This is a genomic window from Bacillus sp. UNC322MFChir4.1, assembly GCF_000746135.1.
Classification (GTDB): Bacteria; Bacillota; Bacilli; order Bacillales; family Bacillaceae_G; genus Bacillus_A.
This window is the reverse complement of sequence record NZ_JQKQ01000001.1, coordinates 492,901-515,986: the sequence shown is the minus strand read 5'-3', so window position 1 is coordinate 515,986 and position 23,086 is coordinate 492,901. Positions and strand designations below refer to the sequence as shown.

General features: G+C 36.8%; 22 protein-coding genes. 18 read left to right on the top strand and 4 right to left on the bottom strand.

Going from position 1 to position 23,086, the window contains the following annotated elements; translation table 11 throughout:
- Positions 1–170: 170 nt before the first annotated feature.
- The 14 genes from sodA to BR72_RS02580 all read left to right on the top strand — a co-directional run bounded on the left by sodA (position 171) and on the right by BR72_RS02580 (position 15,828).
- Positions 171–782 (top strand): superoxide dismutase [Mn], encoded by a 612-nt coding sequence (gene sodA, locus BR72_RS02645; RefSeq protein ID WP_035429743.1) that lies wholly within the window; start codon positions 171–173, stop codon positions 780–782.
- A 386-nt stretch (positions 783–1,168) separates the two neighbouring features.
- Complete coding sequence (locus BR72_RS02640) at positions 1,169–2,446, top strand: MFS transporter (protein ID WP_035429741.1); 1,278 nt, start codon at positions 1,169–1,171, stop codon at positions 2,444–2,446.
- A gap of 108 nt (positions 2,447–2,554) precedes the next feature.
- Entirely contained in the window at positions 2,555–4,684 is a 2,130-nt protein-coding gene (locus tag BR72_RS02635) for a peptidoglycan D,D-transpeptidase FtsI family protein (protein ID WP_035429738.1), read from the top strand.
- Between the two features lie 590 nt (positions 4,685–5,274).
- Positions 5,275–6,192 (top strand): PstS family phosphate ABC transporter substrate-binding protein, encoded by a 918-nt coding sequence (locus BR72_RS02630; RefSeq protein WP_156107885.1) that lies wholly within the window; start codon positions 5,275–5,277, stop codon positions 6,190–6,192.
- A 27-nt stretch (positions 6,193–6,219) separates the two neighbouring features.
- Positions 6,220–7,170, top strand: a complete 951-nt coding sequence (gene pstC, locus BR72_RS02625) for a phosphate ABC transporter permease subunit PstC (RefSeq protein ID WP_035429735.1) — start codon at positions 6,220–6,222, stop codon at positions 7,168–7,170.
- Between the two features lies 1 nt (position 7,171).
- Positions 7,172–8,038 (top strand): phosphate ABC transporter permease PstA, encoded by an 867-nt coding sequence (gene pstA, locus BR72_RS02620; protein WP_035429733.1) that lies wholly within the window; start codon positions 7,172–7,174, stop codon positions 8,036–8,038.
- Positions 8,039–8,067: 29 nt separating this feature from the next.
- Positions 8,068–8,883 (top strand): phosphate ABC transporter ATP-binding protein, encoded by an 816-nt coding sequence (gene pstB / locus BR72_RS02615; protein ID WP_035429730.1) that lies wholly within the window; start codon positions 8,068–8,070, stop codon positions 8,881–8,883.
- Between the two features lie 90 nt (positions 8,884–8,973).
- Positions 8,974–9,630, top strand: a complete 657-nt coding sequence (phoU, locus tag BR72_RS02610) for a phosphate signaling complex protein PhoU (RefSeq protein WP_035429728.1) — start codon at positions 8,974–8,976, stop codon at positions 9,628–9,630.
- Positions 9,631–9,966: 336 nt separating this feature from the next.
- Entirely contained in the window at positions 9,967–11,157 is a 1,191-nt protein-coding gene (locus tag BR72_RS02605) for a glycosyltransferase family 4 protein (RefSeq protein WP_051957198.1), read from the top strand.
- Between the two features lie 6 nt (positions 11,158–11,163).
- Entirely contained in the window at positions 11,164–13,521 is a 2,358-nt protein-coding gene (locus BR72_RS02600; RefSeq protein WP_035429961.1) for a sugar phosphate nucleotidyltransferase, read from the top strand.
- A gap of 70 nt (positions 13,522–13,591) precedes the next feature.
- Entirely contained in the window at positions 13,592–13,741 is a 150-nt protein-coding gene (gene rpmG, locus BR72_RS02595) for a 50S ribosomal protein L33 (RefSeq protein WP_012095458.1), read from the top strand.
- A gap of 51 nt (positions 13,742–13,792) precedes the next feature.
- Positions 13,793–14,362, top strand: a complete 570-nt coding sequence (locus tag BR72_RS02590; RefSeq protein WP_035429725.1) for a 5-formyltetrahydrofolate cyclo-ligase — start codon at positions 13,793–13,795, stop codon at positions 14,360–14,362.
- Positions 14,363–14,475: 113 nt separating this feature from the next.
- On the top strand, positions 14,476–14,667 hold the full coding sequence (locus tag BR72_RS02585) for a YqgQ family protein (protein WP_035429721.1): 192 nt from the start codon (positions 14,476–14,478) through the stop codon (positions 14,665–14,667).
- A 183-nt stretch (positions 14,668–14,850) separates the two neighbouring features.
- Positions 14,851–15,828 carry an ROK family glucokinase gene (locus tag BR72_RS02580; protein ID WP_035429719.1) on the top strand — a complete coding sequence of 326 codons (978 nt, stop codon included), beginning with the start codon at positions 14,851–14,853 and terminating at the stop codon, positions 15,826–15,828.
- 111 nt (positions 15,829–15,939) lie between these two features.
- Here the strand turns inward: BR72_RS02580 and BR72_RS25170 are convergent, their stop codons facing one another.
- The gene (locus tag BR72_RS25170; protein WP_035429716.1) at positions 15,940–16,113 is read right to left on the bottom strand and encodes a DUF2759 domain-containing protein; all 174 of its coding nucleotides are present in this window, start codon (positions 16,111–16,113) and stop codon (positions 15,940–15,942) included.
- A gap of 155 nt (positions 16,114–16,268) precedes the next feature.
- Between BR72_RS25170 and BR72_RS02570 the strand changes: the two genes are divergently transcribed.
- The gene (locus BR72_RS02570; protein ID WP_035429714.1) at positions 16,269–16,898 is read left to right on the top strand and encodes an MBL fold metallo-hydrolase; all 630 of its coding nucleotides are present in this window, start codon (positions 16,269–16,271) and stop codon (positions 16,896–16,898) included.
- Between the two features lie 11 nt (positions 16,899–16,909).
- Positions 16,910–18,025 (top strand): class I SAM-dependent methyltransferase, encoded by a 1,116-nt coding sequence (locus BR72_RS02565; protein ID WP_035429712.1) that lies wholly within the window; start codon positions 16,910–16,912, stop codon positions 18,023–18,025.
- 164 nt (positions 18,026–18,189) lie between these two features.
- Here BR72_RS02565 and BR72_RS02560 read toward each other — a convergent pair whose 3' ends face one another.
- Positions 18,190–18,480 carry an ArsR/SmtB family transcription factor gene (locus BR72_RS02560; protein ID WP_020062633.1) on the bottom strand — a complete coding sequence of 97 codons (291 nt, stop codon included), beginning with the start codon at positions 18,478–18,480 and terminating at the stop codon, positions 18,190–18,192.
- A gap of 358 nt (positions 18,481–18,838) precedes the next feature.
- On the opposite strand from BR72_RS02560, the gene BR72_RS02555 reads away from it, so the two are divergent.
- Together BR72_RS02555 and BR72_RS02550 are read left to right on the top strand one after the other, a co-directional pair.
- Positions 18,839–19,684: an MBL fold metallo-hydrolase gene (locus BR72_RS02555; RefSeq protein WP_035429708.1), complete on the top strand. Its 846-nt coding sequence runs from the start codon at positions 18,839–18,841 to the stop codon at positions 19,682–19,684.
- A 13-nt stretch (positions 19,685–19,697) separates the two neighbouring features.
- Positions 19,698–20,477 carry a class I SAM-dependent DNA methyltransferase gene (locus BR72_RS02550; RefSeq protein ID WP_035429705.1) on the top strand — a complete coding sequence of 260 codons (780 nt, stop codon included), beginning with the start codon at positions 19,698–19,700 and terminating at the stop codon, positions 20,475–20,477.
- 255 nt (positions 20,478–20,732) lie between these two features.
- Here the strand turns inward: BR72_RS02550 and metC are convergent, their stop codons facing one another.
- Together metC and BR72_RS02540 are read right to left on the bottom strand one after the other, a co-directional pair.
- On the bottom strand, positions 20,733–21,896 hold the full coding sequence (gene metC / locus BR72_RS02545) for a cystathionine beta-lyase (RefSeq protein WP_035429703.1): 1,164 nt from the start codon (positions 21,894–21,896) through the stop codon (positions 20,733–20,735).
- Entirely contained in the window at positions 21,893–23,005 is a 1,113-nt protein-coding gene (locus BR72_RS02540; protein ID WP_035429700.1) for a methionine biosynthesis PLP-dependent protein, read from the bottom strand. The genes metC and BR72_RS02540 overlap by 4 nt, the downstream gene beginning before the upstream one ends.
- Between the last annotated feature and the right edge of the window lie 81 nt (positions 23,006–23,086).

The window sequence follows — 23,086 nt, the reverse complement described above, 5'->3', positions numbered from 1 at the left end:
TTTTTTTGCGAAATGTATGAGCATTTCGTTTGAAAAGAAATGGGAAATTTGCTACCTTAATGTTAGCGAGGCAATACGTTAAATTTGTTTTCACCCTTATGTAATTAGGGTAAAATGAATTTGTATGCCAAGTCATTATCGGCAATACATACAATGGGAGGAATATAACAATGGCAAAACATGAATTACCAAATTTACCTTATGCGTATGATGCGTTAGAACCTCATTTTGACAAAGAAACAATGAACATCCATCATACAAAACATCACAACACATACGTAACAAACTTAAATGCGGCATTAGAAGGACATGCAGAATTAGCAGAAAAAAGCATTGAAGAGCTAGTAGCAAACTTAAACGAAGTGCCAGAAGCAATTCGCACAGCAGTACGCAATAATGGTGGTGGACATGCAAATCACTCTTTATTCTGGACAATTCTTTCTCCAAATGGAGGCGGACAGCCAGTAGGTGAACTTGCAAGTGCAATTGAAGCGAAATTTGGTAGCTTCGATGCATTTAAAGAAGAGTTTGCAAAAGCAGGCGCAACTCGTTTCGGTTCTGGTTGGGCATGGCTAGTTGTAAACAATGGTGAATTAGAAGTAACAAGCACACCAAACCAAGATACTCCATTAATGGAAGGCAAAACGCCAGTTTTAGGATTAGACGTTTGGGAGCATGCATACTACTTACATTACCAAAACCGTCGTCCTGACTACATCAATGCTTTCTGGAGCGTTGTAGATTGGAATGCGATTGAAAAACGTTACCAAGACGCAAAATAATAATAAATGTAAAAACTAGGAGGAATTTCTCCTAGTTTTTTTGTTTGCTCTTTTTTGGAGAGTTGATTGGCTCACCTTAATATATACAGTTCAAGTTGATTTACTAACATACAAATTGCTGCTATACAGAATACACCATAATGTGCACTTGCCTTCTCTCTTTGTTTTAAATAACGCATGTGGCAGAAAAGGGTCCTGATCGCTCCAAGCATGGCCGGACACTCTTGCCCATCTAAAAAAAGTGGTTTTTATGTTGGTTTTTCAAGTTGTATTTATATATTAATGAGAAAAACGTTTACTCATGAAAGTTTTATTTTCGGCTTTTCTTCTTTACATAATTGTGACCTTCTTTGGAAGACTAGAACATGAAGTAAAGGAGAGTTTATATGAAATGGAAACATTTAGTTGGCGATGTTGAGGTGAATCGTGATTTAGTTTTATTACTCATAATTGGCGGGTTATATACGTTGGCCATTTCGTTGTCCAATACGTTTGTTAATATTTATTTATGGAAGCAAACGAAGGACTTTATGAATATTGGCTTTTATAATTTAGCAAGCGTTGTTTTACAGCCGTTGACTTTTCTTGTTGCCGGAAAACTAGCGAAACGAGTAGATCGTACAATTTTACTTCGCATCGGTGTAACAACATTAGCTGTTTTTTTTATCGTTGTATTACTGGCAGGAACGAACGCTTCGCAGTATATTTTACTTATCGGTGGCATACTTGGGATAGGATATGGATTTTACTGGCTCTCATTTAATTTGTTAACATTTGAAATTACAGAGCCAGAGACACGTGATTTTTTTAACGGATTTCTCGGATTGCTCACCTCATTTTCAGGTATGATTGGTCCAATTGCATCCGGGTTTATTATTTCGCGTATGGAAAAGTGGAATGGGTATACATTCGTTTTTTTCCTATCTTTAACCTTATTTACTATTGCGATCGTTGTAAGCTTTTTTCTGACAAAACGTGAATGTGAAGGGCGTTACGAAATTGTTGAAGTAATGAAAGAGAGAAAGAGTAATAAAAACTGGGGGAGAATTACAATTGCTCATTTCTTTCAAGGGCTTAGAGAAGGTACATTTATATTTGTTATCTCTGTATATGTGTATATGGCCTCTGGTAGTGAATTAGCACTGGGGAAATATGGACTTGTAAATTCCGCTGTTTCTTTCGTTTGCTATTATGTAGTGGCGCGTGTATTGAAAAAGGAGTGGCGAAAACAAGCCATTTTACTCGGTGGAATTATTTTATATGCAGTTGTATTTTTAGTTGTCTTTCATGTCACGTATACAAAATTACTTATTTATGCAGCTTGTATTGCCGTAGCGTATCCAATTCTGCTTGTTCCGTATGGTTCGATGACATATGATATAATAGGCAGAGCTAAACAAGCAAAGGAGCGGCGAGTAGAATATATTGTTGTTCGTGAACTATGGCTAAACGGAGGAAGAATCTGTTCGGTTTTAAGTTTTTTACTAGCAGTTTCATTATTTCCGGCAGAAAAAAGCTTGCCTATTTTATTATTAATATTAGGTGCTGGACATTTACTTATCTATTTTGCGATTCGAAATGTCAAATATGATGATGAAAAAGCATGCCATGCAGGGCTTGCAGCTGTACAAACGACGCAAAATACAACAGAAGGAGAAGGTTAACTTCTGTGATGTTTTATGTTAAAATAAGAAAACGTATATGACAGTAGCGAGGACACCTGAAGAGGGTGTCCCTTTCCGCTTATATAGCTGTTGGCAGAGGGGGTCCGTATGAGTAAGAAAAAGAAAAAAAAGAAAACCCATGTTCCATTTCGGTTAAACGTGTTGTTTTTCTGTGTGTTTTTACTGTTTTCAACGGTAATTGTCAAATTAGGTATGATACAGATTGTCCATGGTGAAGATTATAAAAATGAAGTGAACAGAAAGGAAAACTTAACGGTAAGTACCCCTGTTCCGCGTGGGAAGATTTTTGACAGGTATGGCCGTGCAGTAGTGGATAATACACCACTTCGAACGATTACGTATACAAGAACGAAGGAATCGAAACGTGAAGAACGTTTAGAAACAGCAAAGCAACTTGCAAAGTTGCTTGATGTACCGACAGATAAATTAACGGAACGAGATAAAAAAGATTTTTGGATTTTGTTAAATGAAAAACGGGCAGAAGCAAAAATTACGAAAAAAGATGAAGCTGATTTAAAAGCGAAAAAAATTGATGATAAACAATTGGCACAGCGTCAACTCAATCGTATTACAGAATCAGAAATAAATGAATTAACTCCTGAAGATTTAAAAGTGTTAGCGATTAAGAGTAAGATGGAGGGCGGCTATGCGATGACGCCGCAAATCATTAAAAAAGATGTGACGCCTGAAGAATATGCTATAGTTAGTGAAAATTTAGCGAAGCTTCCAGGAGTAGACACTACAGTTGATTGGGATCGTCACTATGCATATGGAGATATGTTCCGCACTGTACTTGGTGGTGTAACGAGTTCTGATGAAGGATTACCGCGAGAGAATCTAGATTATTACTTAGTTCGTGATTACAATCGTAATGATCGCGTTGGGAAAAGTTATCTTGAGCAGCAATATGAAGATGTATTGCATGGTATGAAAGCACAAGTGAAAAATATTACGGATCAAAAGGGAAATATTCTTGAGACTGTATATCTTTCTAAAGGAGAAAGTGGAAAGAATGTAAATTTGACCATTGATATGGAGCTGCAAAAGAAAGTTGAGCAAATTATTGAAGAAGAAATGAAAAAAGCAAAAGCTTCAGGCTCAGCAGCGTATATGGACCGCGCGTTTGTTGTGATGATGAATCCGAAAAACGGAGAAATTTTATCGATGGCTGGTAAACAGTTTGGGGAAGAAAATGGACAAAGTGTGATAAAAGATTATGCACTTGGTACGATGACGAGTTCATATGAAATGGGTTCGACTGTAAAAGGGGCTACTCTTTTGACAGGATATCAAGCAGGAGCTATTACACCGGGACAATTAATTGTCGATGAACCACTTGTATTTAAAGGTACGAACGTGAAAAAATCGTGGACAGGATCAGGAATGGGACAAATTGACGACTTAACTGCCCTGCAGCGATCTTCAAACGTATACATGTTTAAAACCGCAATGGAAATTGCTAATGCACCGTATGTGCCGAATGGTACATTAAACATTAAACAAAAAGCTTTTGATACAATGCGTTATAACTTTAGTCAATTAGGTCTTGGAGTACCAACGGGAATAGATTTGCCAAATGAAATGTCAGGATTAAAAGGATACGCACCAGGAGAACCTGGTAAGCTACTCGATTTAGCAATCGGACAGTTTGACACGTATACACCACTGCAATTGGTGCAATATGTATCAACAATTGCCAACGGTGGTTATCGGATGAAACCACAGGTTGTAAAAGAAATTCGCACTCCGACTTCAAAACCTGAAGAGTTAGGAAAAGTAGTAGAGTCGATGGAGCCAACAGTTTTAAATCGGATAGATATGAAAGAGGATTATATTAAACACGTCCAAGCTGGCTTTAAAATGGTAATGCAAACACCAAACGGAACAGGTTATAGTTCTTTTGGTACTGCGACATATGATCCAGCAGGAAAAACAGGAACTGCACAGGCCGCTTATGCTGGTCCAAATGCTAAAGAAGTAAAAGCGCAGTTAGGTGATAGAAACATATATAATTTAACATTTGTTGGATATGCGCCAGCATCTGATCCAGAAGTTGCATTCTCTGTTGTTGTTCCGTGGCTCACGGATGATCATAACCCAGTAACTAAAACTATTGCACGCCGAATAATGGACGCATATTTTGATTTGAAAAAGCAAGAAGTAAGTGGAAACACTGGTAAACTAGAAGATACGAAGAAAACAAATGAAGAAGAATAAAAATGTGAAAGATTGGCACACTATCTATGAAGATAGTGTGCTTTTTTTTATACATGTTGCATATAGTGATGACAGAAGTGTACAAGCCTAAGAAAAATTATGTACAGTATATATTTTCAAAAGGAGGGTTGAAGAAGAGTATATAAAGTGAAACTTTAATCAGTGGGGGTTTTCTTCATCCCCCACTGATTATTAGTTGAACCAATCGGGCTTTTACGGGCAGTTTATCTCCCGCCTAACTTCTTTGCTTTTGCTGAATTTTGAGGCGGGAGTATTACTGCCCGTTAATGCGGGATAAATCGACATTGATCTTTCACCATCTAAATCGCTGCTATGCAAAACAAAAAGTGACAAGCACTCGTTCCCTCTTTTTGTTTAGCATGGCCCGTGGCAGAAAAAGGCCCTGACCGCTTCTAAGCATGGCCAGGTGCTCTCGCCCATCTAAAAAGAAAAGGTTTTTATCCTGGTTTTTTAATTTGTATATAGATATTTACAAAACTTTTACAAACTATTAAAACCGAATTAATAGTTCAACATTATTCTTATATATGTACTCCTGTTCGCAGGAGGCTCCTAGGAGGAAATATTACGTGAAACGTAATAGAACACACACCATGGTTTTTATCATATTACTGTTTTGTTTATCTGTTCATACGTTACCTGTTTCCGCCACTAGTATGGCAGGAGAAGTGCAAATTGATGGATCTTCTACAATTTTTCCGATTATGGAAGCAGTAGCAGAAGAGTATACGAAGCGAGAACCTCATGTAAAACTTTCTATTGGTATATCCGGAACGGGAGGTGGATTTCATCGTTTTGGAAAAGGAGAAGTGGATATAACAAATGCTTCTCGGCCAATGAAAAGGGAGGAAGAACGGCTTGCTAAGAAGCACCATATTACGTATACGCCATTTCAAGTTGCTTATGACGGTCTTACGCTTATTGTGAATCGTGAGAATACGTGGGCAGATAATCTTACAATAGAAGAGTTGCAAACGTTATGGAGTGAAAGTGAAACGCTGAAAAAATGGTCGCAAATTCATCCGAAATGGCCGCATGAAACGATACAATTTTACGCACCGGGCATAGATTCTGGTACGTATGATTATTTTCAAAGTGTAGTATTGCAACAAAAGCGGATTACAAAAACAGTTACATTATCTGAGGATGACAATGTTTTAATAAGAGGTGTTATGAGCAATAAACACGCAATTGCCTTTGTTGGATATGCATACTATGCTGCGAATCGTGACAAAGTAAAAGCCGTAAAAATTAACGGTATTTCACCGACGAAAGAAACGATACAATCCGGGGCATATAAGCCGTTGTCTCGGCCGCTTTATGTATATGTAAATAACGCTTCTATCCACGAGAAAAGTAGCGTGGCAAATTATGTATCTTTTATGATGAAACATGCCGGAGAGCTTGTAGAAGAGATTGGATATGTGAAGTTGCCGCAATATAAATATAATGAACAGCTGCGAATGTTAACAGAAATGCAAAAATAACGTCAAGATGGAAAGGGGTTTTCATCTTTGGCTCGTAATAAAAAGAGTCATGTTACGATTTCTGTTCAACATTTGATTGAAAGAAATGCAGGCAAGCGAAAGAAAGCACAGCGAATCAATCAAATGGTTCCTTTTGTGTTACGAATAATCGCCAGTATCTCTATTATTACAACGATGGGGATAATTGTAACTTTGGCAAATGAAACATTTATGTTTTTTGAAAGAGTATCAATCGTTTCCTTTTTTACTGAAAAAGAATGGCTTCCTTTTTTTGAAAATCCTAAGTTTGGTATTTTACCGCTTATATATGGAACGGTACTCGTTACTGGTATTGCAATGATTGTTGCTATTCCGATTGGATTAGGATGTGCAGTGTTTTTAAGTGAATATGCTTCTAATGCGGCGAGAAAGGTGTTAAAGCCAGTATTAGAGTTATTGGCAGGGATTCCGACAATTGTATACGGTTTTTTTGCTTTAACAGTTGTTACACCTATTTTGCAGCGCATTGTTCCAGATTTACAGTTTTTTAACGCACTTAGCCCAGGGATTGTAATTGGCATTATGATGATCCCGACGATTGCATCTCTTAGTGAAGATGCGATGCGAGCTGTTCCTCATAAAGTGAGAGAGGCTTCTTTTGCGATTGGCGCCACTCGTTTTGAAACGACAAAGCATATCGTGTTACCCGCTGCATTTACTGGAGTCTTAGCAGCAATTGTGCTAGCTGCTTCAAGAGCAGCTGGAGAAACGATGATTGTCGTCATTGCGGGTGGTTCGACGCCGAGTTTATCGTTAAATCCGACACAGTCTATACAAACGCTCACAGCATATATTGTGCAAGTTAGTTTAGGAGATGCCCCTTATGGAACGATGTCATATTATAGTATGTACGCTGTCGGAGCGACGCTATTTATGTTTACGTTGATTATGAATATGATTGCACAGCGTATTATGCGTCGTTTGAAGGGGGCGACATAATATGCGACTGCTAAATGAGCGAAACATAGAAGAACATATGCCTCCACGCTTTTGGAAAGATCGTGTATATAAAACTGTATTTCGCATAGCGATGTTATTTTCACTTTGTATATTGGTTTTTTTACTATACCAAATTTTTCAACAAGGAATAACATATATTTCATTAGATTTTTTAATCCGTTTTGCATCGCGAAATCCAGAGCAAGCTGGTATTGCAGCAGCTTTATCGGGAACGATTTTATTTATGAGTGTTGTCGCTCCTACTTCCTTTTTATTTGGAGTAGGAACAGCTCTTTATTTAGAATACTATGCAAAACAATCATGGTTTACAAAAATAATTGAGATCAACATTCAAACGTTGGCAGGAGTACCATCAGTTGTTTTTGGATTATTAGGATTAACGATGTTTGTATATGGCTTACAGTTAGGTGAAAGTATATTAGCGGCCGCATTAACGATGAGCCTTCTCGTTTTGCCAACTGTTGTTGTTGCAGCGCAAGAAGCACTGCGCTCTGTACCAAAATCGTTGCTAGAAGCTTCTTATGGAGTAGGAGCAACGAAGTGGCAAACGATGTACCATGTTGTGATTAAAGAAGCAATGCCAGGAATCTTAACAGGTTGTATTTTAGCGTTATCACGAGCGATTGGAGAGGCGGCCCCGCTACTTGTCATTGGGGCACTTGCTTTTGCAAACTATGTACCGCTTGATGTAATGGATAGATTTACAGTTTTACCAATTCAAATCTTTAATTGGATGAATAGGCCGCAAGAGGAATTTCAACATGTAGCAGCAGCTGGAATTATTGTGCTACTACTGTTGCTACTTCTTATCAATACTCTTGCAATATGGCTGCGAAATCGTAAGTAAGAAGGACTGGATGAAAGGGGAATTTCAAAATGGTAGCTACAGTAGTAAAAGTTCAGGTGAAAAATGAAGAAAAGGTAGAACCTCAAACAAAAAAAGTTGTATTTGATACGAAAAATTTAAACTTATGGTATGGGGAAGACCATGCATTAAAAGATATTAATTTAAGTATTCATGAAAATGAAGTGACAGCGATTATTGGACCGAGTGGGTGCGGGAAATCTACTTATCTAAAAACATTAAACCGCATGGTAGAGCTAGTGCCAATCGTTCGGACAACAGGTGTAATTGAGTATCGCGATCGCAATATTTTTGATAAATCATATCCTGTTGAAGAACTGCGTACGCATGTGGGAATGGTATTTCAGAAGCCAAATCCATTCCCAAAATCAATCTATGAAAATATTGTATATGGTCCGAAAATTCATGGTATTCGCGATAAGAAAACGTTGGATGAAATTGTTGAGAAAAGTTTACGCGGTGCGGCGATTTGGGATGAATTGAAAGATAGATTACATGATAATGCATACGGATTATCCGGTGGACAGCAGCAACGTTTATGTATCGCGCGTTGCTTAGCAATTGAACCAGATGTCATTTTAATGGATGAACCAACATCAGCATTAGACCCAATTTCTACATTAAAAGTAGAAGAGTTGATTCAGGAGTTAAAGAAAGATTTTAGTATTGTGATTGTGACGCATAACATGCAACAAGCGGCTCGTATTTCTGATAAAACAGCTTTCTTCTTAAGCGGAGAAGTTGTGGAATATACGGATACAAATAAGTTATTTACAACTCCAACAGATAAACGAACAGAAGATTATATTACAGGACGATTCGGTTAATAGTATTTGTTTGAAGGAGCAACTTGTCTTCTTATTGGATGCTTTATTTTAAATGAAAGTGCATGTGTAACAGGTGAGGGAGGAAACAACATGGTACGCGAACAGTTTCAATATGACTTACAAACATTACAGCAAAAAGTTATTGAACTAGGTGAATTAGCAAAACAAGCTCTTGAAATTGCAATGGAAGGATTGCGTACAAGAGATGTAGAGAAAGCAATTGCAGTAATTGATGGTGATTACCGTATGGATAATTTGGAAGAGGAAATTAATGATTTTGCCTTAATGCTGATTACGAAACAACAGCCCGTTGCTAGTGATTTACGAAGAATTTTTGTTTCGATTAAAACGGCAACAGATCTAGAACGTATTGCAGATCACGCGGTAAACATTGCTAAGTCAACCATACGTCTTGGAGAAAAAGAGGTTTCGGTTTCATTACAAAGCCTTGAAAGTATGTTTAAAATTGCAATAGATATGTTGCAAAATGTGCTTCTAGCTTATAGAGAAGAAAACTTAACATATGCGAAAAAAATTGCTGAGATGGATGATGAAGTTGATGAACTGTATGGAAAAGCAATTCGTGAATTTATTTCTTCTATTCCAGATAAGCCAGAGGCAATTGGACAAATTACACAACTATCGTTTATTGCCCGTTATATTGAGCGAATAGCAGATCACGGTACAAATATTGCAGAAAATGTTTTTTACCTTGTAAAAGGGAAGCATTATTTGTTAAATGAATAAAGTGAAACTGCCATTAGTGGGGATTTTACTGCCCGTTGATGCGGGATAAAATGTTTTATGAGAGGAATGCAAAGGCATTCCTCTTTTTTAGTCAAAATATGACGAAAAAGTATCATTGTTACTTTCTTGTTACGATGATACTATGGATTATAATGGAATTTTAAGAAAGCGTTTACTTTTAGTATGGCCCACTCAAACGGCTGGTAAGAAGCGCAAGAAAGAAGAAAACCAAACCATCCGTAAGAGCCCGATTGGTTCAACTAACCTTTCATGAAAAAAGCGTTCATGAAAGGAAGTTTCACTTTATTCTTCTATATGAAGAGAAAAGAGGGATGTATGGAACCTTTGCGTATTTTAATGTTGGCATGGGAATATCCCCCGATGATGGTAGGTGGCCTTGGAAGGCATGTGTATGAATTATCACGAGCTCTTGCACGTTATGGACATGATGTGCATGTAGTAACTGTGTACGAAGAGCAATGCACAACATATGAAAAGGTACATGGGGTACATGTACATCGCGTTGCAGTTGATTATCGTGAAAAGTATCATTTTTATGAGTGGATTGCTCAGTTAAACAAATCTATGATTGTTTATACACAAGAACTATGTAAAGTTTACGCGTTTGATGTCATTCACGCTCATGATTGGCTTGTTGCTATTTGTGCGATGGATTTACAAAAACAAGAGCAGTTGTCTCTCGTCACAACAGTTCATGCAACGGAACGTGGACGGAATAGCGGGATTTATACATCATTGCAATGGAAAATACATATGCATGAAAAAGAGCTAGTAACAGAATCTAACGTTGTGATTGTTTGTAGTCAGTTTATGAAAGATGAAGTTGTGCGGGATTTCGAAGTAAATAGTGATGCTGTTATTGTGCATCCTAATGGGATTGATCAATATTTTTTTCACGCGGTTACGCCTTCGCTAGAAATTACAAATCATTATAATTTAGTGAATCGATTGGTTGTATTTTCAATTGGCCGAATTGTAAATGAGAAAGGCTTCTATACCATTATTGAAGCAGCACCTCAAATTACCCAGCGGTATCCGCAGATTTTATTTATTATTGCAGGTCAAGGAACCATGTTAGAGCAGTATCGTGCCGCTGTACAGGGGATGGGACTACAACATTCTATTCATTTTCTCGGTCATATTACAGAAGAAGAGCAGCGAGCATTTCTTCAAAGGTGCGATGTGTTATTAATTCCAAGCTTGTATGAACCTTTTGGGATTGTTGCATTAGAAGGGATGTTAGCCAAGAGACCGGTTTTAGTTTCGCGTGTGGGCGGTCTGCAAGAGATCATTGTAGATGGTGTGAATGGGTTTCAAATGCAACCAGGTTGTTCGCAAAGTTTGAGTGAGAAATTAATATGGATTATAGAACAGCCAAAAATTGCTCATCGCGTCGCAAATAAAGGGTATGAAGATGTTCTTGTTCACTATAATTGGAATGAAATTGCAAGAACAACGGCACAGACGTATGAAAAAGCAGTTCAACATCATAAATGTGGAGGTTGAATGCCGATGAAGGGGGTTATTTTAGCTGGAGGGAAGGGGACGCGTTTACGTCCGTTAACATGTAACCTTCCAAAACCCATGTTACCCCTACTACAAAAGCCAGTGATGGAATATAGTATTGAACTATTGAAACAGCATGGTATTCGTGAAATTGCGATTACTGTTCAATATATGAGTTCCGTTATTCAAAATTATTTTGGTGATGGTAGTAAATGGGGAGTGAAGTTATATTATTTTGAAGATACCCCCCCTCTTGGTACAGCGGGGAGTGTAAAACAAGCAGAGAAATTTTTAGACGAACCATTTGTTGTAATTAGCGGAGATGCGCTCACAGATTTTCATCTATCGAAAGGAATTGATTTTCATAATAGTCATAACGGGATCGTTACGATGTTTGTTAAAGAAGTAGTGAATCCATCATCGTATGGATTAGTTGTCACAAATCAGCATCATGAAATTATTAAATATATTGAAAAACCAAGTTGGAATGAAGTCATTTCCAATACAGTAAACACCGGTATTTATATTATAGACCCCGACATTTTTTCTTATATTACACCTCATACGTTTTTTGATTTTAGTCATCATGTATTTCCTTTATTAGAAAACAAAGAAGCAATGTATGGATATGTAGCAGATGGATATTGGCTTGATATTGGTACGTTCACACAATATCGTCAGGCTCAATTTGACTTGCTTACGAAGAAAGTTCATGTATCTATTCCATATACAGAAGTGTTGCCAATGGTATGGATTGGAGAAGATGTAACAATTGAAAAAGGAACAAAGATACACGGCCCTGCTTTTATTGGTGAGGGAACAACAGTGCAAACAGGAGTTATTATTGAACCGTATTCTATTATTGGTAACCATAGCTTAATTTCAGCATATACTCGTCTTCAAAAAAGTATTTTACTCGCTCATACGTATGTAGGAAAGCGATGTGAATTGATTGGAACCACCATTGGAGACGGCACAATTATTGAAGATGGAGTTACTTTATTTGAAAAGAGTGTTGTGGCTGATCATTGTCGAATTGGCCAAAATGCAGTGATTAAGACGAAAGGGAAAGTATGGCCAGAGAAAGTGGTTGAGAGTAGTACAATTATTGCTTCATCTGGAATTACAGAACATGAAAATATTTCGTGTTTTTTGCAGAAAAGTCGTATATGCGGCAGAAGTAATTTAGATATTACGCCACAAGTTGTTGTGAAATTAGCGATGGCATATGGCTCTTTATTATCAGAAGGAGACAGTTTGCTGATTGGCAGCAGTACACATGCGGACGTGCAAATGTTTAAACATATTTTTTTACATGCTGTTCATACAGCGGGAGTGCATACAATGGAATGCCAAGACATGAACGAATCTTGCTTCCGATATGCAACCGGGCAAACAAATGTCGTTGGTGGAGTGTTTTTTTATAAGGGGAAAGATGAGAAACTCATTATTCAATTTTACGATGAAGAAGGAATGGCATTAACATATAAAAAGCAAAAAGAGATAGAAAATTTGTATATGGCAGAGTCATTTCGTTATGTCGATAGTAAAAGTATTGGGAATAATGAAGTCATAGATGTTTGTTCAGAAATGTATATTGAATCTACTTTGCAATTCATCGATACCCCTGTTATAAAAAGACAACATTTTCACCTTCTTATCAATAAGCCGGATGAGTTATTTCAACCGTTGCTATCCTCTTTTTTACAGAAAATCGGCTGCACAGTAACGTGGTTATATGCCGCAAAGCAAAAAGAACATATTAAGTCATTAATGAAATCGAGCCGGGCAGATATGGCGATTCTATTTCAAGAAGAAGAAAATACATTTGAATTATATGATACTTACGGGAATATTTATAAAAATACAAATTGCGAAGAAATCGATATTCCTAATTTATTGTTTGAAAAAGATAAAGGTTTTTACCCATTATCATTAAAATTAGGAGAATGTTATCTTCTTTTTTATATCCATATTGAAAATAAGAAGTTATTTCAAATGAGATGGCAGCAAGATATTTTATTTCGAGTTGGTAAATTATTGGAGTTAATTGTTCTTCAAGGGAAAACATTGCCAGCAATGTTAGAGCAATATTCACCACTGTACTTATTATGTGATGAAGTAGTTTGTTCATGGAATGAGAAAGGGAAAGTATTAGGGATGTTGCTGCGAGATCGCGTACAGCGCGAGTTTGAAGTATTAGAAGGAATTAAATTTACACATGCAGAAGAAGAGTGGTCTTACGTTGTTTCAGATGTAAATCAACCTAAATTTCTCGTTTATTCTCATGCAAGAAACCCAGTCATAGCAAAGGAAAATATGAATACACTTATAGAAAAAATTAGACAATATCAAAAGGTGTAGAATTTTTGTTTTAAAAGTGGTATTATGGTATAGTCTGATTTAAGTTATTAGTGACTGGAGGGAAATAAGAATGCGTGTGAATATTACTCTAGCATGTACAGAATGCGGAGATCGTAACTATATCTCTAAGAAAAACAAACGTAACAACGCTGAGCGTCTTGAGCTTAAAAAATATTGCAAGCGTGACAAGAAGTCTACGTTACACCGCGAAACAAAGTAAGCAGTAGGGATATTTTCCTACTGTTTCTTTTGTATATAGGGGGAATTCAAAATGAAAGAAGAGAAAAAAAAATTACGAACAGAAATATTACAGCGTATGAATGCTTTATCAGAAGAACAGTATACGACTTTATCAGAAAAAATTGCAGATTCTCTATTTAAACAACGAGAATGGACCGAGGCTAAAACAATTGGGATTACACTTTCTATGGAGCGTGAAGTAAATACATATACAATTATTGAAAAAGCATGGGAAGAAGGAAAAGCAATTGTTGTTCCAAAATGTAATCGTGAAACGAGAACAATGACATTTCGTCAAATTACAAGTTTTGAACAATTAGAAACCGTTTATATGAATTTACGGGAGCCTGCTCCATCAATGACAGAAGAAGTATTAGCAGAGGAGATCGATTTACTTGTCGTACCAGGTGTTGCCTTTACAAGAAAAGGCGAGCGTGTAGGATATGGCGGAGGATATTACGATCGTTATCTCGTGAATTATAAAAAGAAAACGCTATCATTGGTTTTTAATCTTCAAATTGTGTCTCATATCCCAGTGGAACCGTTTGACAAAACTGTGCAGAAAATTATTACAGAAAAAGAAACATTGTCAATTTTATAATTTATATAGATAAATTATAAATTGACGATTCTTTTTTATGTTGATTATAATAAACTATGTGAACGTTTTCTTATTGTATTTTTATAGTAAGTAGACATTTAGAGGGTGAAAAAATGAAAACTATTTATGATATTCAACAATTATTAAAGAAATTTGGAACGATTATTTATACAGGAGATCGTGTTGCAGATTTACAATTAATGGACGATGAGCTTCGTGAATTATATAAATCACAGCTTATTGAGCCGAAAGAGTATCAGATGGCTTTATTTTTATTAAAGCAAGAAATTCAAAAAACGACATAAAAACTTCTTTCTTTTTAGGGGAGGACAAGAGCGCCTGGTCATGCATAGAAGCGGTCAGTGCTTTTTCCTGCCACATACGAGTACAGGTGATGTTGTATTCTGTATAGCATTAATTTATATGTTGAAAAATGAAACTGAATTTATATATTCTATTGACGAAATAGATGAAAGAAGGCGAACAACATGGAAGAGAAATGGTTGGTTGGTGTTGATCTTGGCGGAACAACTATTAAATTAGCATTCATTAATACTTATGGTGAGTTTATCCATAAATGGGAAATTCCAACGAATACAAGCGAACAAGGAAAACATATTACACTCGATATTGCAAAGGCAATTGATAAAAAGTTACAAGAACTAGGTGAGCTAAAAAGTAAGTTGGCTGGAATTGGGATGGGTGCACCGGGTCCTGTTCATGTTGCTTCTGGAATGATTTATGAAGCAGTAAACTTAGGATGGAAAAACTATCCTCTTAAAGATTTATTAGAAGTAGAAACTGGTTTGCCAGTTGTTGTTGATAATGATGCGAATATTGCAGCGCTTGGAGAGATGTGGAAAGGCGCTGGAGAAGGTTCAAAAGATATCGTTTGTATGACGCTTGGAACGGGCGTTGGTGGCGGTGTTATCACAAACGGTGAGGTCGTCCATGGTGTAAGCGGAGCAGGCGGTGAAATTGGTCATATTACAGTTGTAACAGAAGGTGGCTTTGCTTGTAACTGCGGGAAATCAGGATGCTTAGAAACGGTTTCTTCTGCAACTGGTATTGTACGGGTTGCAATGCAAAAAATACAGGAAACAGATGAGGCTAGCGTATTGCGTTTGATGCTAGAGCAAGAAGGTCTTATTACATCTAAAGATGTGTTTGATGCACTTGCACAAGGTGATGGATTAGCAAAAAAAGTAGTTGAAAAGGTTGCTTCGTATTTAGGATTAGCAGTCGCAAATCTAGCTAGTACATTAAACCCAGAGAAAATTGTTATTGGCGGTGGTGTATCAAAAGCAGGTGATGCATTGTTACAACCAATTCAACGCTATTTTGAACAATATGCATTTTCACGTGCTGTTAAAAGTACAAAATTAGCAATTGCGACACTTGGTAATGATGCTGGGGTAATTGGCGGAGCATGGCTTGTGAAAAAGTATATTTATGAAGTAAAGTAAAATGAAGCTTTTTATTTATAGAAGATGAGCAAGAAAAGAAGAAGGAAGGGGTTTCCCTTCCTTTTTCATATGCTAGAAATCATGGTGTATGTAGAGTTTGTAAAGAATTGCTTAATGTGTTGGTGGATAGCCATTGTTTAGTACTGTCATGACTGTAAACCACCCGAAAACAATTACAGTTGCAACAGAAAAGCCTCCAGCAAGAAGGTTTTTGTCCCGCAATGTTTTAAGAGAAGAGTATACAGCTAACAGAGTGACTAACGCAAAAATAATAACAAGACCCATACATATCCCCTCTACTCTCTTGATTTGTTTGATTTTTTGTAATATTTTTTCATTTCAATTGTACATGTTTTCAATAGGGTTGTCGAGGTTTCGTTTCCTATAAGAAGAAAATATTGTATGATGGAAGTGAGTGTAATGACTGGAGGAGATTAAGTATGAAGTGGATTCAAATGCCGTTAGGGCCACTGCAAACAAATGCATATATTTTAAGTAATGACCAAAAAGAATGTATTATTTTTGACCCAGGTAATGAAGGGGAAAAACTTATAAATTATGTAAAACAAGAACAGTTAAAACCATTAGCTATTTTATTAACACATGCACATTTTGATCATATTGGTGCGGTGGATGAAGTACGTACTGCTTTTCAAATTCCAGTATATGTTCATCAAGAAGAAGCGGATTGGTTAGGAGATGCTGCTGTTAACGGTTCGCAAATTTTTATGATGAATCGTAGTATTACAGCAAGACCTGCGGATCACATCATTGAAGGAGAAGGAACTTTGACAATTGGTTCGTTTACGTTTGATATGTTTGAAACGCCGGGGCATTCACCGGGAAGTATTTCATACTATTGCAAAGAAGCAAACGTTGTCATTTCAGGTGATGTTTTATTTCAAATGAGTATTGGCCGCACTGATTTGCCGGGAGGTAGCTTCCAAGAATTAATCATGAGTATTGAAGAAAAGTTATTTGTATTATCCGATGATACAACTGTGTTATGTGGGCATGGTCCAGAAACAACGATTGGCTTTGAAAAAGAAAATAATCCATTTCTACAATAAGGGGAACGGCAATGAAGCACGTTCTAAAACAGGCGATGGAAAAAGAAGAAGACCACTCTATTTCTTATAGTACATATATGAGCCTTGCTTTATATGACGAAAATAATGGCTATTATATGAAAGAACGTGAAAAAATTGGCAGGCAAGGAGACTTCTTTACAAGTAGTAATGTGTCTTCTATTTATGCAAAAACATTTGCTCATTTTTTTCTTCGGCTTGTAAAAGAAGGAGTTGTTACACCTCATATATGTGAAATTGGTGGTGGAACGGGGAAATTTGCTTATAATGTATTGCAAGAGTGGCAAACGATTTCACCTGATACGTTTGCAAACTTGCAGTATTCTCTTATAGAAGTGAGTCCATTCCATAGAAGGTTGCAAAAACAGCAACTTATTTCTTTTGCAAACGTTTCGCAATATGCATCCTATGATGAATTGGATGTCCCTTTTACAGGAATTGTTTTTTCAAATGAGTTGTTTGATGCATTTCCTGTAGAAGTCATTGAGAAGCGGGAAGGCATGTTATATGAAGTACGCATAAAGTATAACAGTGAAGGCAGACTCATAGAAGTATTGCGCCCGTTAGATAATGAACAAATTATAAGCTATTTACAAAGACACCAAATTCAATTGTATGAAAGACAGCGATTTGAAGTGCCATTACAAATGAATGCTTATGTCAAACAGCTTACAAGATGGCTACAGGAAGGCTTACTTATAACAATCGATTATGGATATACAAATGAAGAATGGATGCACCCAGCTCATCGTGAAGGAAGTTTACGAGGTTATTATGAGCATCAAATGATTCGTAACCCTCTTCAATTTCCAGGAGAGATGGATATAACAACTCATATTCATTGGGATGCATTGAAGACTGCTTGCGAAGAACAAGGATTGCAAACAGTATGGCATACGAAACAAAGAGAATTTTTGCTTGCTGCAGGAATTTTAGAACAATTTGTTAATCATGAAGATCGTAACCCATTTTCTAATAATCAAAAGAAAAACCGCGCGATTTATTCTATGATTTTACAAGGTGGAATGAGCGATGCATTTGATGTTGTCATTCAGCAAAAAGGATTGCCTCATTTCAATTTAACCCATTATTTACATACCTTTTCATAAAACGAGGCGCAGTGTAAAATACTGCGCCTCGTTTTATAGGTAAATACGACATTTTGTTTAGGATTATGTAGAATGTTTATATTTCATCTCATGATATATATTTATATTAAAGATATGAGATGAAATATACATACATTATACGCCTTTTGTATATTTGAATACATTTAACCTAGTAATACACGAACTAATTGAATAATTGTTTCGTTTTCTACTTTGTAGTAAATTTCTAATCCTTTTCTTTCACTTGAAACAATTTTAGCGCTTTTTAATTTCGCTAAATGCTGAGAAATTGTAGATTGGGGCATGTTTAAACCTGTGTACATTGTAGAAACGTTACTTGGTCCTCGCTCAATCAATCCTTTTACAATACATAAACGCACTGGATGAGCAAGTACTTTTAATAATTCTGCATTGTTTTCATATAGCTCTAATTCTTGTTGAAAGGTTTCTAACATATTTTCTCCACCTCCATGTGTGCTGCTGTTATACCCATACTATACATAACAAAATTCTAAACCAAAGAGAATAGTTGTTGCAAAAAAAATGCTTTAAAGTAAAGAAATTGTAAGAAAAGAGACTGTGATGTAAATAAATTGGGTAAATCTAGACGTTTTTCCATTAGGATAAAGCAGTACTTGATAGATGTTAATCATAAATATTTTTGTTCTCAACAAAAAACATTTCCAGTTATATTACAATCTTACCATATTTTATTTTTCTTTCAACAACGGAATTGAAAAAATTTTTCGATAATTTTGAAGGAGTTATATATAGTAATCTGGAAATTAATACGGATAGAAAGAAGGGATAGTCATGAAAATAGAATTTTTAGGAACAGGTGGTGCCACACCAACTCCAAGACCAGGGAGTTATAGCAAAGTAAGTAAAGAGGCAAGAGAAAAAGGGTTGCCATATAGTAGAATGGGACCGAGTGTTTTTATTCACGATCTCCGCTTATTAATTGATACGCCAGAGGAAATACGCTTGCAATTAGAGCGAGCTCAAATATTGAAAGTAGAAGCCGGGATATACTCTCATTGGCACCCAGATCATACAATGGGACGGAGAATTTGGGAAACGATGGCGTTTGATACGAACAGAGCTTGGAGTACAGCGGTTTATGTACCAGAGCAAGTAGCAGAGGATATGAAAACATTTTTAGGATCGTGGGATCATTTGCAATTTATGCAGCAGCAAGGATGGATTGATATAATCGTATTACGAGATGGGCAATCTTTTGTGAAAAATAAAATAAAAGTTACACCATTTCGTTTACATGAACAATATGTGTATGCATTCCTGTTAGAAGAAAAAGAAAAGCGAGTACTTATTGCAATGGATGAACTGTATAAATGGGAACCGCCTGCTCATTTGATTGATAATTTAGATGTAGCTATTTTACCAATGGGAATTGCTGAGTTTGATTGGAAGACGAAAGAGCGAATAAGAGACCGTGCTTTTATTGAAAGCATGCGGGAGGCGACGTTTGAAGATACGCTAGAAGTAGCGAAACAATTACGAGCAAAACATACCATTATTACGCATATTGAAGAAGTAGACAACATTGGATATGACGAATTGAAAGAAATTGAATCTGAATTACGAGCGGAAGGTATAAATATAACATTTGCTTACGATACGATGAATATCGATGTGTAGAGGTGCAAAATACATGGCTACACCAAAAGGGAATCTATATGAAAATACAGCTGAATTTTATGATTTAGAAGAGAGGCAGGATCATAGAGAAATATCATTTTATCTCGAAAGAGCTTCTAAATTATCAGGTGACATTTTAGAAATTGCTTGTGGAACAGGAAGAATTACTTTGCCCTTAGCACAAGCTGGTTTTTCGATATGGGGAATTGAATTATCTGAATATATGTTAAATATACTTGGAGAAAAACTAAGCATTATGCCAAGTGAAATTCAGAAGAAGGTTCATCTTCAGCAAGCAAATATGGCCAATTTTACTATGAACAAGAGCTATGAGTTCATTTTAATTCCGGGTATTTCATATCAAGCACTTCTCAAACAAGAAGACCAAATCGAATGTTTGAAAACGATCTATAACCATCTAAAAGCTGATGGAGAATTTATCTTCAATGTATTTCGCCCTTTTCAGCAATTAGATAAAACTTGGGTTCAACCTGAAAAGGTGCAATGGGAAAAGATAGATCCGCAAACAGGAAGTACAATTCAAAAATCTCATATTGCCAAAGCCATTGATGTAGAAAATCAAATCATTTATCCAGAATATATATTTCGGATTACACATGAAAATGGGACAAAAGAAGAATTAAGAGAACAGTTGTCTCTAAAATATTATTATTATGAACAAATTACATATATGATTCAGGCTGCTGGATTTACAATCGCTGAGCAATATGGGGATTATGATGGCTGCGCTATTGAAGAAGGGCCAGAGATGATTTTTGTTTGTAGGAAGTAAAAAGGAGAACTTGTCTAAAGTTAGATGGACTATCATCTGTCACTTCCGCTAACGGAACTTTTTGAGTCTATCATTCTTTTTTAAAAGATCAATACTTGTCATTTGAATTTTTCAACATAAAACATAGCCTGCACTCGCTTGCTCCTCTAAACATCGCACGTGGCAGAAAAAGGCCCTGACCGCTCTTATACACGGCCAGTTGCTCTCACCCATCTAAAAATGGTTTTAAAATTTGTATTTATATAAGTTTCCAGTCTAAGAGATAACGACTTCCTCTACATAAGTAAGAGCATGCCCAAAATCCGCAATTAAATCGTCTGCGTTTTCTAATCCAACCGATAAGCGTAGCAATGCATTTGAAATTCCTCGTTTTTCACGTTCTTCTTCTGGCATGGCAGCGTGTGACATTTTCGCTGGGTACGAAAGAATTGATTCAACGGCTCCTAAACTAACTGCAAATACGGGAAGTTGGATGTGTGCTAGAAATTGCCTTAGCGCATGTTCAGATTCTAGTGTAAAGGAAAGGACCGCTCCCGCTGATTTTGCTTGATTGTGCTGCGTTTCATATCCGGGATGGGACGGCAAGCCGGGATAATAGATATCTTTAATTTTAGGATGTTGCTGTAAATAACAGGCGATTTTTTCAGCATTTCGTGAAGAGTGCTCTAAGCGCACGTATAATGTTTTTAAACCACGAAGCACAAGGGAGCAATCTTGTGGTCCTAATATAGCTCCAAAAGAATTTTGTAAAAATCCCACTTTTTTTGCGAGTTCTTCATCTTTTACGACTGCTAATCCTGCGGTAACATCACTATGACCTGCAAGGAATTTTGTTGCGCTATGAAGAACGATATCAGCCCCAAGTTCTAATGGTTTTTGGTAAAGGGGTGTTAAAAATGTATTATCAACAAAAGTGAGCGCATCAATAGATTTTGCAAGTTCACAAACGGCTCTAATATTTGTTACTTTTAATAATGGGTTTGATGGTGTTTCGATGTAAAAGACTTTTGTATTGGGGCGAATGTTTTGTTTTACCTCTTCTAAATTTGTCATGTCAACGAATGTGTGGGAAACGCCGTAACGAGAAAGAACTTCTGTTATGATTCGGTATGTACCCCCGTACACGTCTTCAGAAATAAGGACATGATCTCCTTGCGATAAAAGAAGAAAAGTTGTTGAAATAGCAGCCATGCCAGATGAAAAGGCAAATCCTTTGCTTCCGCCTTCTAGTAAAGCAATTAGTTCCTCGAGTGCTTCGCGCGTTGGATTTCCAGAACGACTATAATCATATTTTCCAAATGTATCTACATCAAATTGATGGAATGTAGATGTATTATAAACAGGAACATTTACAGCACCTGTTTGTTTGTCATGCTTAAAACGGTTATGAAGTAAAAGCGTATCAAAGGAATAGCTCATATTCTCACTCCTTCTTTTACTCGTTTTAATGATCGCTGTAAGTCTTGAATTAAATCATCTTGGTTCTCAATTCCTACGGAGAAGCGGAGCAGACGATTACAAACGCCTCGTGCTGTGCGAATATCTTCTGGTATATCGGCGTGTGTTTGTGTTGCGGGGTATGTAATAAAGCTTTCTACACCGCCAAGACTTTCTGCAAACGTAATAAGAGAAAGAGATTGTAAGAACGGATCAACCCACGACTCTTCTCGCAGTTTAAAAGAGATCATGCCGCCTTTTCCTGGATAATACACATCAGTTATCGCTTCTTCTCCTTGTAAATAGGCAACAATTGCTTTGGCATTCTCTTCATGCTGCCTCATGCGCAGTGCTAATGTTTTCATGCCGCGTATTAAAAGCCACGAATCAAACGGGCTTAACACAGCTCCAGATGCGTTGTGGTAGTGAGCGAGTTCTTCGCATAATTTTACTCCTTTTGCAACAACGAGCCCACTTAATACATCGTTATGACCGCCTAAATATTTTGTAGCGCTATGCAGGACAATGTCGGCGCCTGTTGTTAATGGTTGTTGTAAATACGGTGTGTAAAATGTGTTATCAACAATAAGGAGCAAGTCGTGACGTTTTGCAACGGCAGCAACTGCGGCAATATCTGTTACTTGCATAAGTGGATTTGTTGGTGTTTCGATGAAAATGGCTTTTGTTTTCGGTGAAATGGCTTTTGCAATTTCTTCTATATGCTGCGTATCTACATATCTACATCGAACATCCCATTTTTTCTCGTGTTCTGTAAATAAACGATATGTTCCGCCGTACAAATCTTCAGATACAATCAGTTCGTCACCAGAGCAGAATAATGAAAGGACAAGAAGAACAGCGGCCATTCCTGAGCTACAGGCGTAGCCTTGTTCGCCGTGCTCTAAGTCAGCGATCGCACGTTCTAATAGAAGGCGCGTTGGATTTCCAGTTCGGGAATAATCAAACCCTGTTGACTTCCCAATTCCTTCGTGGCGATAAGCAGTGGAGAAGTAAACTGGTGGATTGACTGCTCCAGTTGTTGTTTCACTGCGATTTCCAATTTGGGCAAGCTTTGTTTCCATTGTAGACATAATAGAATTCCTCCTTAAACAGGTAAATCCATTTTGATTTTTCGACATTTAGATTGTTGGTATGAAGAAAAAAAGAGCCTG

What these genes read in the sequence shown, in the direction of transcription:
- pstB (WP_035429730.1), top strand. Translation starts at nt 8,068, where the DNA reads ATGGTAGCTACAGTAGTAAAAGTTCAGGTGAAAAATGAAGAAAAGGTA.
- metC (WP_035429703.1), bottom strand. Translation starts at nt 21,896, where the DNA reads ATGAGCTATTCCTTTGATACGCTTTTACTTCATAACCGTTTTAAGCAT.
- BR72_RS02640 (WP_035429741.1), top strand. Translation starts at nt 1,169, where the DNA reads ATGAAATGGAAACATTTAGTTGGCGATGTTGAGGTGAATCGTGATTTA.
- BR72_RS02580 (WP_035429719.1), top strand. Translation starts at nt 14,851, where the DNA reads ATGGAAGAGAAATGGTTGGTTGGTGTTGATCTTGGCGGAACAACTATT.
- BR72_RS02605 (WP_051957198.1), top strand. Translation starts at nt 9,967, where the DNA reads ATGGAACCTTTGCGTATTTTAATGTTGGCATGGGAATATCCCCCGATG.
- BR72_RS02600 (WP_035429961.1), top strand. Translation starts at nt 11,164, where the DNA reads ATGAAGGGGGTTATTTTAGCTGGAGGGAAGGGGACGCGTTTACGTCCG.
- BR72_RS02555 (WP_035429708.1), top strand. Translation starts at nt 18,839, where the DNA reads ATGAAAATAGAATTTTTAGGAACAGGTGGTGCCACACCAACTCCAAGA.
- BR72_RS02585 (WP_035429721.1), top strand. Translation starts at nt 14,476, where the DNA reads ATGAAAACTATTTATGATATTCAACAATTATTAAAGAAATTTGGAACG.
- BR72_RS25170 (WP_035429716.1), bottom strand. Translation starts at nt 16,113, where the DNA reads ATGGGTCTTGTTATTATTTTTGCGTTAGTCACTCTGTTAGCTGTATAC.
- rpmG (WP_012095458.1), top strand. Translation starts at nt 13,592, where the DNA reads ATGCGTGTGAATATTACTCTAGCATGTACAGAATGCGGAGATCGTAAC.
- BR72_RS02540 (WP_035429700.1), bottom strand. Translation starts at nt 23,005, where the DNA reads ATGTCTACAATGGAAACAAAGCTTGCCCAAATTGGAAATCGCAGTGAA.
- phoU (WP_035429728.1), top strand. Translation starts at nt 8,974, where the DNA reads ATGGTACGCGAACAGTTTCAATATGACTTACAAACATTACAGCAAAAA.
- BR72_RS02565 (WP_035429712.1), top strand. Translation starts at nt 16,910, where the DNA reads ATGAAGCACGTTCTAAAACAGGCGATGGAAAAAGAAGAAGACCACTCT.
- BR72_RS02560 (WP_020062633.1), bottom strand. Translation starts at nt 18,480, where the DNA reads ATGTTAGAAACCTTTCAACAAGAATTAGAGCTATATGAAAACAATGCA.
- pstA (WP_035429733.1), top strand. Translation starts at nt 7,172, where the DNA reads ATGCGACTGCTAAATGAGCGAAACATAGAAGAACATATGCCTCCACGC.
- BR72_RS02550 (WP_035429705.1), top strand. Translation starts at nt 19,698, where the DNA reads ATGGCTACACCAAAAGGGAATCTATATGAAAATACAGCTGAATTTTAT.
- BR72_RS02570 (WP_035429714.1), top strand. Translation starts at nt 16,269, where the DNA reads ATGAAGTGGATTCAAATGCCGTTAGGGCCACTGCAAACAAATGCATAT.
- BR72_RS02635 (WP_035429738.1), top strand. Translation starts at nt 2,555, where the DNA reads ATGAGTAAGAAAAAGAAAAAAAAGAAAACCCATGTTCCATTTCGGTTA.
- sodA (WP_035429743.1), top strand. Translation starts at nt 171, where the DNA reads ATGGCAAAACATGAATTACCAAATTTACCTTATGCGTATGATGCGTTA.
- BR72_RS02590 (WP_035429725.1), top strand. Translation starts at nt 13,793, where the DNA reads ATGAAAGAAGAGAAAAAAAAATTACGAACAGAAATATTACAGCGTATG.